The organism is Stutzerimonas stutzeri, assembly GCF_013522825.1.
Classification (GTDB): Bacteria; Pseudomonadota; Gammaproteobacteria; order Pseudomonadales; family Pseudomonadaceae; genus Stutzerimonas; species Stutzerimonas stutzeri_AK.
Window position 1 is genome coordinate 178,408 of the sequence record NZ_JAAMQZ010000003.1, and the last position, 13,982, is coordinate 192,389.

The window sequence follows — 13,982 nt, forward strand, 5'->3', positions numbered from 1 at the left end:
CAACAATGATTTTGCCGACATGGACAGACGAGCAGAAATCTTGAACAACGAAAATCAAGTCAAAGGCCGGGACGAAACTGAGCGACGGGCAGCATTAGCCGATTACGGCATTTTCGAGATGCCCGACGAAGCGGTATTCGATGATCTGGTATCGCTGGCTGCGCAGTTGTGCGGCACAACCAGCGCCGCCATCATCTTTCTCGACGACGAGCGCCAGTGGATCAAGGCCTCGCTCAATCTCGACGATCACAGCCGAGCCTGCGCCGCTGCACTCTGTGCCAGGGCGATGGTGAACGCGCCGGCACTGGTCATCGAAAACCTTGCCACCGATCCGCAGAGCGAGCAGCTGTCCGGCTTTTATGCCGCTGCGCTGCTGCATACCCCGCAGGGGCTGCCGCTCGGCGCATTGTGCGTACTGGATGCCGTACCTCGACCGTTTTCCGAGCAACAGCTGGCGCAATTGCAGACACTGGCACGGCAGGTCATGGCCTTGCTGGAGCTGCGCCGAGGCCAATTTCGGGTCAACAGAACTGAGGGCTGCGCACACATTCGCAACGTAGTGGACCGGGCGAGCCAGGCCCTGCTGGAAGCCGAACAGCGGGTCAGCCTGGCTAATGAAATCGCCTCCATCGGCGTCTGGGAATATGACCTCGAACAGAATGTCCTGCATTGGGACACCCAACTCAAGGCGCTCGCTGGGATCGCCGCCGACGAGCCGGAGCTGAGCGTCAAGGAGTTCCTTGCCAGGGTTCACGACGATGACCGCCAGGCCTTGCTCGGCGCCTTTCGCAGCGCTCTGGAGGGCCAGGGTGACGGCGAGCTCAACCTCGACTATCGGGTTTACGACGCCGCCAGCGACCAGTTCCGCTGGCTGACCAACCGGGGCCGCCGCCTGCAAGGCCCTGACGGCAAGATCCGCCTGCTCGGAACCGCGCGGGAAATCACCGCCGAACGCAACGCGGCACTGAAGCTGCTGCGCATGAATACCCTGCTCGAAGAGCAGATCCGGGACAGAAAGCTCACCGAGCAGCGCCAGACACTGCTCATGGAGCTGGGCGATCTGCTGCGTGGGCAGCCTGACAGCGTCACCATCATCACTGCCGTCGTACAGACGCTGGGGACGACCCTGAGCGTTACCCGCGCCGCTTTTCTGAGCATCAACCCCGGCGGCCATTACGCCACCGTCGAACGCTACTGGAGCGGCGGCGCCCTGGGCGATCATGGCGAACGCATGTGCTTCGCCGATTACGGCGACTTCATCTACGACCTGCAGAACGATGAACTGGTCGTGGTCGAAGACGTGCAGCACGACACCCGCACCGCCGCGCAGGCTGCAGCCCTGCGGCTGCGACACATCCAGAGCCTGGTCTGTGTGCCGCTGCAGGAGCAGGGTCGCCTGAGCGCCGCCCTGATTCTGCTGCAGGATCGCCCGCGCCAGTGGGCCGAAGAGGACATATCCTTCATCCGCGAAGTGGCCGACCGCGCCTGGACCGCTGACGAGCGCATCCGTGCCGAGCGCGCCCTGCGCGCCAGCGAAGAACAGTTCCGCACACTGGCCGACAACATGAGCCAGTTCGCCTGGATGGCCGACCCGACCGGGCACATCTACTGGTACAACAAACGCTGGTACGACTACACCGGCACGACCTACGAAGCCATGCGCGCCCTGAGCTGGCGCGCGGTGAACCACCCCGACCACCACGAACGGGTCAGCGCCTCGATGAGGCGAGCCGTGGCCATCGGCTCGATCTGGGAGGAAACCTTTCCGTTGCGCGGCAAGGATGGCCAGTACCGCTGGTTCCTGTCGCGCGCGCTGCCCATCCGCGATGACTTCGGCCAGGTCACGCACTGGTTCGGCACCAACACCGACATCACTGCCCAGGTTACCGCCGAGGAAGCGCTGCGCGAACTCAACGACAATCTCGAACGCCGCGTCGCCGAACGCACCCGCGAACTGGCGGAGATCAATCATCTGCTGCATCTGGAAATGGGCGAACGCGAGCGCGCCGAGGAAACCCTGCGCCATGCGCAGAAAATGGAAGCCATCGGCCAGCTCACCGGCGGCCTGGCCCATGACTTCAACAACATGCTGAGCGGCGTGCTGGGGGCGCTGGAGCTGATCCAGCGGCGGGTCGCCAGCGGTCGGGTGAACGACCTCGACCGTTATGTCGATGCGGCCACCACCTCGGCCAATCGCGCCGCGGCACTGACCCATCGCCTGCTGGCCTTCGCCCGCCGCCAGTCGCTGGACCCCAAGCCGGTGGACGTCAACCGGCTGGTGCTGTCGATGGAAGACATGCTGCGCCGTACCATGGCCGAGCACATCACCTTCGAAACCCGTCTGCAGGCGGACCCCTGGCTGGCCTATACCGATGCCCACCAGCTGGAAAACGCCCTGCTCAACCTGGTGATCAACGCCCGTGATGCCATGAGCGAAGGCGGCAGGCTGATCATCCAGACCGGCTGTGTGCAGATCGACGACACCCAGCATGACCACCTCGAACCGGGTGATTACATCACACTCAGCGTGGCCGACAATGGCTGCGGCATGCCGGCGGAGGTGATCGCCAAGGCCTTCGACCCGTTCTTCACCACCAAGCCCATCGGCCAGGGCACCGGTCTCGGATTGTCGATGGTTTACGGCTTCGTCAAGCAGACCGGCGGGCATGTGCGCATCGACAGCACCCCCGGCCAAGGTACGCTGATCACCCTGTTCCTGCCGCGCAACCAGGCGCAGGTAGAAGCGCCGGAAGTGCAGGACAGGCCCGCCCTGGAGACACAGGGCGCGTGCATCGGAGAAACCGTGCTGGTGGTGGAGGACGAGGTCGCGGTGCGCATGCTGGTGATCGAAGTGCTGGAGGAACTCGGTTATCGGGTGCTCGAAGCGCTGGATGGCACGACCGCCCTGCCTTATCTGCAAGGCGATCAGCGTATCGACCTGCTGCTCAGCGACATCGGCCTGCCCGGTATCAATGGCCGGCAGCTAGCGGAAATCGCCCGCCAGCTTCGCCCGCAACTCAAGGTACTGTTCATCACCGGATACGCACCCGACGCCGGAGTTCGCGACGAATTTCTTGCGCCGGGCATGGACATGCTCAGCAAACCCTTCAGCATCGACACCCTCGGCGCCAGGGTTCGTGAACTGATCGGGCGCAACGGATAACGCGCGGAGGAACTCCGCCAGTCGCTTGGCAGTCTCTGAAGGAGATCAGACGGAGACACCATCATGCGCACAACACTTCTGGCTGCTCTTGCGATGAGCTGCATACCCTTTGGCATGGCAATGGCGGACGGCAGTTTCGTCCGCCAGATCCTCTCTTCCGGCGCGACTACCGGCTCGACCTATCTGACATTCAAGGACAACAAACTGGTAGCGAACGTCCGCGAAGATGCCGGCAGCTTCGTCGCCAGTGACGGCGCCATTCGCGGCCCCTATCTCGAAGCCATGCTGGTGCAATTGCGCAGCGAGCAGCCGCAACTGCAGGCCAGCGATCTGGAGCTGGCCCGCGCACTTCTTGCCGCCGAACAGCGCTAGCAGCCTGAAAATAGCCAGGTCCGCTCAGGGCTGGCCCTGAACAATCGACTATTCAAAAAACCGGAGGAACCATGAAAAAAACCGCATCCGCCGTCTGGCAGGGCGACCTGAAAAGCGGCAAGGGCACCATCAGCACCGAGAGCGGCGCGCTGAAGGACAATCCATACGGCTTCAACACCCGTTTCGAGGATGCGCCCGGCACCAATCCCGAGGAATTGATCGGCGCCGCCCATGCCGGCTGCTTCTCGATGGCGCTGTCGCTGATGCTCGGCCAGGCCGGTTTCACCGCCGAACGCATCGCCACTCGTGCCGAAGTCACCCTGGACAAGGACGGCGAAGGTTTCAGCATCACCGCCATCGCCCTGACTCTCGACGCCCAGATTCCCGGTATCGATGAAGCGCAGTTCCAGCAGATCGCCAACCAGGCGAAGGAAGGCTGTCCGGTCTCCAAGGTCCTCAACGCCCAGATCAGCCTGACTGCCAACCTGGCGTAGGCTGGCTTTGAAGCCCCGATAAAAAACGCCACCACCGGTTGAAAACCGTGGCGGCGTTTTCTTCAATGCATCCCGCCAAACGATCAGCCGCGGATGTTGTAGATGTCTTTCTCGTTCAACTCGGCATATTCATAGAGACGCTGGAGATAAGCGCTCTGCTGCTCCCACACCTTGCTCGCAACCGGATCGGCGGCAGCGGAGGCATCGACCACTTCGGCGGCGACTTCCTTCAGGCGCGCCAGCACTTCGTCAGGCAGGCGGCGTACTTCAACGCCCTGCTCACGCAACTGCTCCAGAGCTTCCATGTTCTTGGCGTTGTAATCGTCGAGCATGTCGCCGTTGACGTCCCGCGCGGCAGCACGAACGATGGCCTTGAGATCATCCGGTAGCGTTTCCCAGGCCTTGAGATTCACATCCAGCTCGAAGGTGACGTTCGGCTCCTGCCAGCCCGGCGTGTAGTAATACTTTGCCGCCTTGTGCAGCCCCAGCGCCATGTCGTTGTAAGGCCCGATCCATTCGGTGGCATCGATGGCACCTGTCTGCAGCGCAGTGAAGATCTCACCCGCCGGCATGTTCACCACAGTGCCGCCCATCTTGGTCAGCACCTCGCCGCCCAGGCCGGGTGTGCGCATCTTCAGGCCGCGGAAATCCTCGACCGAATTTATTTCCTTATTGAACCAGCCCGCCGTCTGCACACCGGAAGCGCCACAGGCCATCGGCAACACGCCAAACGGCTTGTAGACCTCCTCCCACAGCTCCATACCGCCACCACGATGCAGCCAGGCGTTCATTTCCTGGGCATTGGGACCGAACGGCAAGGCACAGAAGAACTGCGCCGCAGGCACCTTGCCTTTCCAGTAGTAGGGTGCGCCGTGGCCCATCTCGGCGGTGCCACGGGATACGGCATCGAAGACTTCCAGCGCCGGAACCAGCTCGCCGGCGGCATACACCTTGACCGTCAGGCGACCGGCACTCATCTCGTTGACCAGCCTGGCAAAACGCTCGGCACCAACGCCCACGCCGGGGAAATTCTTCGGCCAGGAGGTCACCATCTTCCAGTTGAATTTCTCTGCCGCGGCGCTGGCTTCAGACTTGCCGGCGGTCTCGGCCTCCTTGTTGCAACCGGCCAGGGCCGTAGCGGCCAGCCCCACACCGGCTGCGGCCAGAATTTGACGTCGTTTCATGGGTGACTCCCTATTGTTGTTGTAATGAACCGGATGCCGGAACCCTGCACCCAGTTCACTCTAGCTAACACAGGGCCATGCATCACTCAAGTCCACAATCAGGTCTTCAGACTATTTTCCGAGTGCTGTCAGTTGCGATGCCGTCTGGCAGGCGCCTAGAATCGCGAGCTGCTCAGGGCAATAACAACAAAGGACCTACGATGTCGAAACATGCCCCTCCCCTGCTTGCTTTAGCACGCCTGATCGATACCCTAAACGCTCGTTTCGGCCAAGCCTGCGCCTGGTTGACCCTGTTCCTGGTGCTCGGCACCGCCGTGGTCGTGCTCCTGCGCTACGGCTTCGGCATCGGCGCCACCGCGCTTCAGGAAGCGGTCCTCTATGCCCACGCACTGGTCTTCATGGGCGCCGCCGCCTGGACGCTGCAGCGCAACGGCCATGTGCGCGTCGATATCTTCTACCAGCGCTTCAGCCCGCGCTATCAGGCGCTGGTCGAGGTGTTGGGCACACTGCTGTTCCTGCTTCCCGTTTGCCTGTTTCTTGGCTGGGCCAGCTGGGATTACGTCAGCAACTCCTGGTCGACGCTGGAAGCGTCCAGCGAATCCGGGGGCCTGAAATTCGTCTACCTGCAAAAGAGCATCATCCTGGTTCTGGTGGTCAGTCTGGCGTTGCAAGGCATCGCTGAAATCATCAAGGCCGCCTACCTCGTCGCCGGTCGCCTGCCGATCCCGGAGCAGGAGGTGAAGCATGGCTGAGTTGATGGCAATTCTGCTGTTCGCCTGCATCTGCCTGGCGTTGATGGCCGGCTACCCGGTGGCCTTCACCCTGGGTGGCGTCTCACTGCTGTTCGCCGGTGTCGGCGTACTCACCGGCACCTTCGACGGCAGCTACCTCAGCGCCCTGCCGAACCGGCTGTTCGGCATCATGAACAACCAGACGATGCTGGCCGTGCCGCTGTTCGTATTCATGGGCGTGATGCTGGAAAAAAGCCGGGTCGCCGAAGACCTGCTCGAATCCATGTCGCGCCTGTTCGGCACCCTGCGCGGCGGCCTGGCGATTTCCGTCTGCGTGGTCGGCGCGCTGCTCGCGGCCAGCACCGGCATCGTGGGAGCCACGGTGGTCACCATGGGCCTGCTGGCCCTGCCGACCATGCTGCGCCGAGGTTACGACCCGGCAATTTCCACTGGCACCCTGGCGGCCACCGGCACGCTGGGGCAGATCATTCCGCCCTCCATCGTGCTGGTTCTGCTGGGTGACGTGATGTCCAGCGCTTACCAGCAGGCGCAGCTGAAGATGGGCATCTTCTCACCGAAGACCGTATCGGTCGGCGATCTTTTCGTCGGCGCGCTGCTTCCAGGCCTGCTGCTGGTCGGCCTGTACATCCTCTACATCATCGTGATCGCGGTGCTGCAGCCAAAGAAACTGCCGGCGCTGCCCCAGGAGGAACTCGGCCCCATCGAATGGGGCAAGCTGGTTTACGCTCTGGTGCCACCACTGTTGCTGATCAGCGCCGTCCTCGGCTCGATCCTCGCCGGTTACGCCACGCCTACGGAGGCCGCCGCACTGGGTGCACTGGGCGCGATGCTGCTGGCCTTTTACAAGGGCAAACTCAACTTCACCCAGCTGCGCAGCGTTGCGTACGGCACAACCGAAATCACCGCCATGGTGTTCCTGATCCTGATCGGCGCCTCTCTGTTCTCGCTGGTGTTTCGTGGTTTCGGCGGCGAAGCGCTGATCGAAGACGTGTTCGCTCAACTGCCAGGCGGCGTGCTCGGCGCCTTCTTCCTGGTCATGCTGGTGATCTTCCTGCTGGGCTTCATCCTGGACTTCATCGAGATCACCTTCGTAGTCGTGCCGATCGTTGGCCCGGTGTTGCTGGCAATGGGCCTGGACCCGGTATGGCTCGGCGTCATGATCGCGCTGAATCTGCAGACGTCGTTTCTCACGCCACCTTTCGGTTTCGCCCTCTTCTACCTGCGCGGCGTGACGCCAAAATCGGTGCCTACCAGCACTATCTACAAGGGGGTGATACCCTTCATCCTGATCCAGCTCCTGCTACTGGTGATCGCTTATCTGTTCCCTGGTCTGGTCACCTGGCTACCCGAACAGGTTTACGGTAAATAGCTACGCGCAGACGCCTGTTTCGACAGGCGTCTCGCTGTTCAGCCATCCTCGCGGATTTATCGATGCCCAGCCCCACCAGCCATGCGCAGCTCGCTGAACGCTTTCAGCAGCTCGACACGTTTCTCGTGCAGCATCAGACACTGTGGCAACCACGCCCCTTTACCCATAGCCGACTGCCCTGGGAAACCGATCATCCAGAACTGGCCGCATGGCTGCGCGCGCGCCCGCTGGAGGCAGCTGAATCCGCGCACAACCATCCTGACGCGCTTTTGGCACCGGCCCCCTTCCAGGCACTGGCCAGGCAGGCAACAGCTCTGAGCAGCGTGGCCGAACTACCCATGCAAACAAGCCCGGCAAACAATCCCCGCCAGGCCACGGACGTTCCCGGACGCAAATGGCTGCAGATCCAGTCGTTCAGCGCAGCGCTCGACTTCCGCGAGCGCCCCCGTCACTGGCTTGACTGGTGTGCCGGCAAAGGCCATCTGGGTCGCCAGCTGGCCGGCGACGGCGCAAACCTGACCTGCCTGGAATGGGACCCGATACTGGTCGATGCCGGCGCACAACTCAGCCAACGCCTGGGCATCGACGCAAGCCACCGACAACAGGATGTGATGAGCGATGAGGCCGTCGCACAGCTTGGCCCAGACTCGACCCCGGTCGCCCTGCATGCTTGCGGCGACCTCCATGTCCGCCTGCTGCAACTGGCCATAGCCCAAGGCTGTCGACAACTTGCGCTGGCGCCCTGCTGCTACAACCGCATCCAACACGATCGCTACCAGCCGCTGTCGCGTGCTGCTCAGAGATCTTCACTACGGCTATCGCGCGACGACCTCGGCCTGCCCCTGAGCGAAACCGTAACGGCTGGCGCCCGTGAAAAACGCAACCGCGACCAGTCCATGGCCTGGCGTCTGGGCTTCGATCTGCTGCAGCGCAAACTGCGCGGGGATGACAACTACCTGCCAACCCCCTCACTGCCCAGCGCCTGGCTGAAGAAAAGCTTCGAGCAATACTGCCGCGACCTCGCCGCACTCAAGGGCATCCCTGCCCCCCAGACCGAGCACTGGGCCGAACTGGAACAGCGCGGCTGGCAGCGCCTCGCCGAAGTCCGCAACCTGGAACTGCTGCGCGGCCTGTTCCGCCGCCCGCTGGAGCTTTGGCTCCTGCTGGATCGCACCCTTCTGCTCAGTGAAAATGGCTACAGGGTACGCCTCGGCACCTTCTGTCCCACCCAACTGACCCCACGCAATCTGATGCTGATCGCAGAACGTGAAAATCCACCCGCTACCCTCTCAACGACACCGTCCAGACTGCCCTAAAGAAACAGGTTTACTCGCCGCAACCAATCGCTATAATGGCGCCCATCTTTTCGCCGGTATAGCTCAGCTGGTAGAGCAACTGACTTGTAATCAGTAGGTCCCGGGTTCGACTCCTGGTGCCGGCACCATACAAATCAAAGGGTTACGTGAAAGCGTAGCCCTTTTTTGTGCCTGAAATTTTGTCTGGGGTAGGATTGGGGTAGGGATTTGCCACCGCACCACCACTCGGTTAGAAAAAATCTGCGCCAGCATTACGACCACTCGTCAGCCCAATTCATCCGTCATCACCGATGACGCCCTCTGCATCACATCCCCCGCCATCAGAATCTAGGCACTACCAGCATCTTGAACGCTACTCATGGTCAAAGCCTTTTTCGCCGAGATCCCGTAAAGTGCCACCTTGCAGGGCCTCTGCGGGCAGCATAGGGTGATTGGGCGGGTCGACAGACCTGGCTTCAGGAACACAGCGCCAGAGGATTCTTGTGTCATGGTGGCTGCATGCGGGGCGCTTCGGCGCACCGAGTTCCTTGAGTCTCGGTCTTCCACACCCGCATGCAGCCGCCACCCTTTGTGTGGAAGCGAAGGTGGCGGTCTCTTAAAACTCAAGAGATCACCCTATGCAGCAGACCAATATCCCTTCAAGCACCATCGACTCCGCTCCGCAAGCCCTCGACGCGCTCAATGGCCTGTTCACAGTTCGCAGTGACGTCACCTCCGGCCAACTGCATGACGAAGCCCAGCTTCGCCAAAACGCCGCAGTCGGCATACTCCACGCACTCTCCAGCGCAAGTGACTTGAACACCCTGGAAAACCATTTGCTTCTGGACTGCATCATGGCGCTGCGGCTGCTGTGCTCCGATGCTGCTGCGCTGTATTCGGCAGCATGCGAACGCGGCAAAGCAGAAAACCAGTCCCTGCCTTAATCGCCCTTGCCTACCAACTCGGCCTCGAAACGCTGAACGAAATCAACGAGGCCGATGTTCAGCGCATGGCAGATGTCACGGAGCTGAACGAGATCAATCCGGCGCAAGCCGCGCTCGATATCGCTCGCAAACGACTGCGGGCGCTCCAGCGCCTTAGCGAACTCCGCCTGGGTCAGACCCGCTTCTACTCGGCACTGCTTTAGCAGTCTGAGCAGCACCAGGTTCTCATCCCGATACACCGACTTTTCCAACGGGAACACCTCAAGCTTGACAATCCACTAATGATATATCTAATCTACAGATATCTGATTTACAGATTATCTGGATAAAAGTTCACGGAGCCCGTCATGAATACCATTACCAAGAAGCCGCCGATTGATTCGGAAATCCTGTTTGCGCTCAACAAGCAAGCACAGCAGTCCAGAGTTGAGCTTGGCTCACTGCTCCGCGCGTTCGGCGCCCCCACTACCTTGGCCCAAGCTGCTGCTGTGGCTTGGAAAAACGAGCTCCAAATTAAGGAGGATCCAGATTCAGGATCGCAGCTGTACTACTTACCAATTCAGCGGGCCGCCGACTTCATCGATCTGATTCTTGACCAGTTGGATTCAGATAGCAGAACAGAAGCAGTGCAATTTCGAGATTCCTGCCGAGCCATTGAAGCTAGCGCCAGCAAGATTTCCAGGCTGCAACAGACCAAACCCCACGTCTACGCGGCCTGGCTGCAATGGATGGATTCTGATCAGGCCAAGCAAACAGTGCACAAGATCCTCAGCGGGCAGCACCAACGCACACCGGCCACCTCCTCCAACCATGCAGCTCTGGGAGGTCAGTAGTCCGATGCGTGCAACCAAAATCAAAATCCAGGATCTGTCGATCCCATGCTTAATCAGCAGCGACAATGGGCGTTACTGGCCGATACGCCCCATTTGCGAAGCTATGGGGCTGAACTGGCATGCTCAAGCCGCCAAGCTACAGCCTCCTCGTTATACGCCGACTGAGCATGACGTTGCCCTGCCCGGTGAGCCACTGCTGAAACGGATGCTTTGCCTCCCTCAGTCGGAGTTCGAGTTTTGGCTGAAAAGCCTAAGCTCGCGCAAAGTATCCCCGAGCGCCCGCATGCGACTCGACCAGTTGCGCGCACATTTCTTTGGTGAGCCTATGTCGATGGCAGCGCCGACACTGCCAACTGCAACAGCAGCACCTGCAGTCCTCAAGCGCATTTTGAATTGGCGAGCGCAGCAGGCTGAGCCAGCAAACCGTAAAGCCATGATTAAAGATCTCGCCGATCAATTTAATGCGAAAAACGGTTTTCAAATTGCCGAAACGCAGGAGCACCAATTGCGCGGTGCCGTCGCATCGCTCAGCACGATCATCTATCAGCATGATCGTGCAAGGGCGCCGAGCCAGATGCCTGTCTCACAGCGAGTCGATGCGATCATCAAATCTATCGTGGATGCCCGCCCCCAACGCCTCCACTTACAGGACTCAGACTTCGCGGCTCTGCTGTGCAGCATTGAGCTGGAGGGACAACATCACAGCAACGCTCAGCACGAACAGCCCTAGACCATGGCCACACTTGAAGAGGTGATTGCCGCGCTGTACTCGGCAGGCGAGCCGATGAGCGGCAGTGGCATGAGCGACACTGAGGCCATGGCCTACGCACGGCAGCATTTTGTTTATGGCGGCTACTGCTTGGTGCGCAACTGGCGCTGGCTCGATCTGACGGTCACTGAAAGTCAGCGTCTGCTGCTGGCGCAGACCCGACGACAGCCGGCACTGATCTATGCACACACCGTCATCTATGACAGCGAACGTCGTTGGGACGTAGGAGATTTCGTACGAACCTCTCTTCTGCACCATCACGAGGAGTTCCATTTCAGAACGCTCAATACAGCCTACTTGCTTCTAGGACCAGGCACGCGCATCCAAGTCAGCGCAGACGCCGTTGCGAGCATTTTCTGATCAAGCCGAAGCAATAACTATCTGTCGACATAGCTATGTATACACACCCCATTTTGCTGAAGCTGCTTGAGCAAGTCGACGACCTGCCATTCAGCAAGCCCGTAACTGGCTACCTGGCTGATGCATATATTCGCGGCTCTAGCGGCTACGGGATCACGTATCGGCATGTGAGAGCTGATCGCTTCAGTGACGGCACCTTCATTCATACCTCGGCCATCGTTCAGGTCGAGCGAGAGGGGCCGTTTTGGGTACTGCACACGTTGAGCGGCAGCTTCTACGTAATCCTCAGCTTCAACATTCTGAAGGGGACGCAATCACTGGATGACTACCTGCATCGGCTGCTAACTATGGCTCACCCCGAGCCATGGCAGCTGCATTAAGCAGCAATGTAATCGCCGGTCTGCGACAGAGCCTGCGTATCGCGGGAAGCGCTACGACACCCAGTGAGTGTCGCGGCATACATTGCGACACACGTGGGCTGTCGCACACGCGCGTTGCGACACACTGGCTATATCGCAGCGATACACCAGTCATGTCGCACACGCAGCTTGCGACACCTTTATTGTGCCGGTAGCGGCAGTTTGAGTGCCCAGTACGACGCTGAAAGTGGCCCGAACCGACACCGAGCTGGCCATTTGTGGCGCTCCGCGTGCCAAAACTGGCACTGTTTTTTTTGGTTATATTATCGCTACAACCCTTGAAAACACTGACTTCGGCGACTTTTTTCATAACCAAATCGCCACTGCGTGGCTAGCATTTTTGAATGCCCCTTCTCTTCTGCATCAGCCATGCGACGCTTCGTGCCTTGGCGCTCGACACTTCAGCGCCATCGGCGCTGGCTGCTTTTCGATTTTGATGACAAAACGCTTGCGCGCGCTTTTGCTCACGGCGCACGCTGAATACAGATGAGGCGTGTCGCGTGAGTGAGAGCGCGCATCCCTTACTCGCGGCGCGAGTAAGGGGGCGTTGTGGCAGTTCGGACGGAACGAGAAAAAACGGAGCGAAGGCGGAGTGTTTCAGTGGAGTTCGAGCTGACACAACGCTCTTCGCGTAGCGGCTTAGCTTTGTCATCAAACAATAAGAAGAGACGAGCTATGCACCCCACTACCCTCCAAAAAACCAAAACACGCACCAGCAACTTTTATCGGACTCGCTGCGGCGAGGCAGATCCATCTTCGGCGCAGGTCTGCGCGGCTTTGCTCGCGTGCGCCCCCGAGTTTAGGCCCAATGCATTCAGCACGCTGAAGAGCCAGATCGTGGCCGATCAGTTAGCTCGGGGTCATGTCGAGGCCGCCGAGGAAATCCGACAGCTGATCAATCCTGTCACCGCACCGGGCTCCACACTCGACCGCAAACCCAAGCTAAGCACGGTTAAGAAAGTGTCGAAAGAAGACACCGAACAACTGTTCAAGCATCTCAGAGCCCACGGCCACCAAGACGAAGCCGCTGCGCTGGTCTTGGCCTACTTTCTCGGCGTGCGCCCCTGTGAGATGCGCACGATCCTGGTGGTCGGAAACGAAGTCCGAATTATTGGTGGCAAGAAAAGCGCGCCTCTGCATCGCGGTGCCGACCGGACCCTGCTCATCGAGATACCCAAAATTCTGAAAGCGATCCGATGGGCCGCGAAGAGACTGGCTGAAAGTGAGCGCACCAACACCGCGATCAGAGACCGCCTCCGCCAGGAGTGCCGAACGCTATGGCCAAGGCGCAAGAAGCATCCGACGCTGAAAAGCTTTCGCCACAATTTCAGTGCCGCCCAAAAAGCCGCTGGAGTTGGTACCGAGACAGCTGCCTATGTCATGGGACATCAATCAACAGCCTCACAAGAGGTCTACGGAGACCGTCGCGCCGGTGACGCGAGTCAGATTAATGTCAAGCCGGTGGGGGATGCCGATTTGTCCAAGATACGTAAACCCAAGGCGCATCCCAGATACGGCGCCGGTCGAGTACTGGAGCGGATTGAGGTACCCACCCCAGCGCGCAAGAGTTGTGAGGCAGCGGGGCGCCGAATAGGCGAGAGCGATCAAACATCATGGTGAGCGGTTAAGAGCCACTGAGGCTGTTGACCGCTTGAAATTGCTGATACGACGTATCGTGTGCCGGAAAACGCAGGCAGACACGTACCCAGAGGGAGGTCGCCAATGAAGATCCCAGCGATGGAACAGACCGAGTCAATCCATGATGTCCTGTGCGACGTTTGTGGCGAAAGCACGCGCGTTGAAGGGTATGGGTTGCAATTCGGCACTCTTCACGCCAGTTGGGGTTATGGCTCGACCCATGATGGCGAACGCTATGAGGTCCATCTGCGGATTCCACGGTCATCTGGCCACCCATTCCATGAGCATCTGACCACCGATTCCACGCTGATCCGGCCACCCATTCCACGCGCATCCGGCCACTGATTCCACGGCCATCCGGCCACTCAACCGGGCAGGCAGCTACGCAGG

At 60.1% G+C, this 13,982-nt stretch carries 16 protein-coding genes and 1 tRNA gene; 15 read left to right on the top strand and 2 right to left on the bottom strand.

Annotated features, from left to right (window positions below; all coding sequences use genetic code 11):
• Window positions 1–118: 118 nt before the first annotated feature.
• From G7020_RS03690 to G7020_RS03700, 3 genes are all read left to right on the top strand, one after another.
• On the top strand, window positions 119–3,163 hold the full coding sequence (locus G7020_RS03690; protein ID WP_336509698.1) for a PAS domain-containing protein: 3,045 nt from the start codon (window positions 119–121) through the stop codon (window positions 3,161–3,163).
• Window positions 3,164–3,226: 63 nt separating this feature from the next.
• Entirely contained in the window at window positions 3,227–3,535 is a 309-nt protein-coding gene (locus G7020_RS03695; protein ID WP_181082586.1) for a DUF2388 domain-containing protein, read from the top strand.
• Window positions 3,536–3,606: 71 nt separating this feature from the next.
• Window positions 3,607–4,029 carry an OsmC family protein gene (locus G7020_RS03700; protein ID WP_181082587.1) on the top strand — a complete coding sequence of 141 codons (423 nt, stop codon included), beginning with the start codon at window positions 3,607–3,609 and terminating at the stop codon, window positions 4,027–4,029.
• Window positions 4,030–4,112: 83 nt separating this feature from the next.
• Here the strand turns inward: G7020_RS03700 and G7020_RS03705 are convergent, their stop codons facing one another.
• The gene (locus G7020_RS03705) at window positions 4,113–5,213 is read right to left on the bottom strand and encodes a TRAP transporter substrate-binding protein (protein ID WP_181082588.1); all 1,101 of its coding nucleotides are present in this window, start codon (window positions 5,211–5,213) and stop codon (window positions 4,113–4,115) included.
• Between the two features lie 200 nt (window positions 5,214–5,413).
• Between G7020_RS03705 and G7020_RS03710 the strand changes: the two genes are divergently transcribed.
• From G7020_RS03710 to G7020_RS03730, 5 genes are all read left to right on the top strand, one after another.
• Window positions 5,414–5,965, top strand: a complete 552-nt coding sequence (locus G7020_RS03710) for a TRAP transporter small permease subunit (protein ID WP_181082589.1) — start codon at window positions 5,414–5,416, stop codon at window positions 5,963–5,965.
• On the top strand, window positions 5,958–7,334 hold the full coding sequence (locus G7020_RS03715; RefSeq protein ID WP_181082590.1) for a TRAP transporter large permease: 1,377 nt from the start codon (window positions 5,958–5,960) through the stop codon (window positions 7,332–7,334). Before G7020_RS03710 ends, G7020_RS03715 begins: the two co-directional genes overlap by 8 nt.
• A gap of 62 nt (window positions 7,335–7,396) precedes the next feature.
• The gene (locus G7020_RS03720) at window positions 7,397–8,650 is read left to right on the top strand and encodes a methyltransferase (RefSeq protein ID WP_181082591.1); all 1,254 of its coding nucleotides are present in this window, start codon (window positions 7,397–7,399) and stop codon (window positions 8,648–8,650) included.
• Window positions 8,651–8,702: 52 nt separating this feature from the next.
• A tRNA-Thr gene (locus tag G7020_RS03725) sits at window positions 8,703–8,778 on the top strand.
• Window positions 8,779–9,267: 489 nt separating this feature from the next.
• Window positions 9,268–9,573: a hypothetical protein gene (locus tag G7020_RS03730; RefSeq protein WP_230875423.1), complete on the top strand. Its 306-nt coding sequence runs from the start codon at window positions 9,268–9,270 to the stop codon at window positions 9,571–9,573.
• Here the strand turns inward: G7020_RS03730 and G7020_RS03735 are convergent.
• Window positions 9,570–9,824: a helix-turn-helix domain-containing protein gene (locus G7020_RS03735; RefSeq protein WP_100547368.1), complete on the bottom strand. Its 255-nt coding sequence runs from the start codon at window positions 9,822–9,824 to the stop codon at window positions 9,570–9,572. The genes G7020_RS03730 and G7020_RS03735 overlap by 4 nt on opposite strands.
• Before the next feature lie 96 nt (window positions 9,825–9,920).
• On the opposite strand from G7020_RS03735, the gene G7020_RS03740 reads away from it, so the two are divergent.
• The 7 genes from G7020_RS03740 (at window position 9,921) to G7020_RS03770 (ending at window position 13,937) form a co-directional block, all read left to right on the top strand.
• Complete coding sequence (locus G7020_RS03740) at window positions 9,921–10,406, top strand: hypothetical protein (protein WP_125852345.1); 486 nt, start codon at window positions 9,921–9,923, stop codon at window positions 10,404–10,406.
• A 4-nt stretch (window positions 10,407–10,410) separates the two neighbouring features.
• The gene (locus G7020_RS03745) at window positions 10,411–11,136 is read left to right on the top strand and encodes a phage antirepressor N-terminal domain-containing protein (protein ID WP_100548516.1); all 726 of its coding nucleotides are present in this window, start codon (window positions 10,411–10,413) and stop codon (window positions 11,134–11,136) included.
• A 3-nt stretch (window positions 11,137–11,139) separates the two neighbouring features.
• Complete coding sequence (locus G7020_RS03750; RefSeq protein ID WP_100548517.1) at window positions 11,140–11,535, top strand: DUF6957 family protein; 396 nt, start codon at window positions 11,140–11,142, stop codon at window positions 11,533–11,535.
• A 35-nt stretch (window positions 11,536–11,570) separates the two neighbouring features.
• Window positions 11,571–11,915 carry a hypothetical protein gene (locus tag G7020_RS03755; protein ID WP_100548518.1) on the top strand — a complete coding sequence of 115 codons (345 nt, stop codon included), beginning with the start codon at window positions 11,571–11,573 and terminating at the stop codon, window positions 11,913–11,915.
• Window positions 11,916–12,120: 205 nt separating this feature from the next.
• Window positions 12,121–12,444, top strand: a complete 324-nt coding sequence (locus G7020_RS03760; protein ID WP_219852556.1) for a hypothetical protein — start codon at window positions 12,121–12,123, stop codon at window positions 12,442–12,444.
• A gap of 185 nt (window positions 12,445–12,629) precedes the next feature.
• Window positions 12,630–13,574, top strand: coding sequence for a site-specific integrase (locus tag G7020_RS03765; protein ID WP_181082593.1), 945 nt, complete (start codon window positions 12,630–12,632; stop codon window positions 13,572–13,574).
• 102 nt (window positions 13,575–13,676) lie between these two features.
• Window positions 13,677–13,937: a hypothetical protein gene (locus G7020_RS03770; RefSeq protein ID WP_181082603.1), complete on the top strand. Its 261-nt coding sequence runs from the start codon at window positions 13,677–13,679 to the stop codon at window positions 13,935–13,937.
• The last annotated feature ends 45 nt before the right edge of the window (window positions 13,938–13,982 follow it).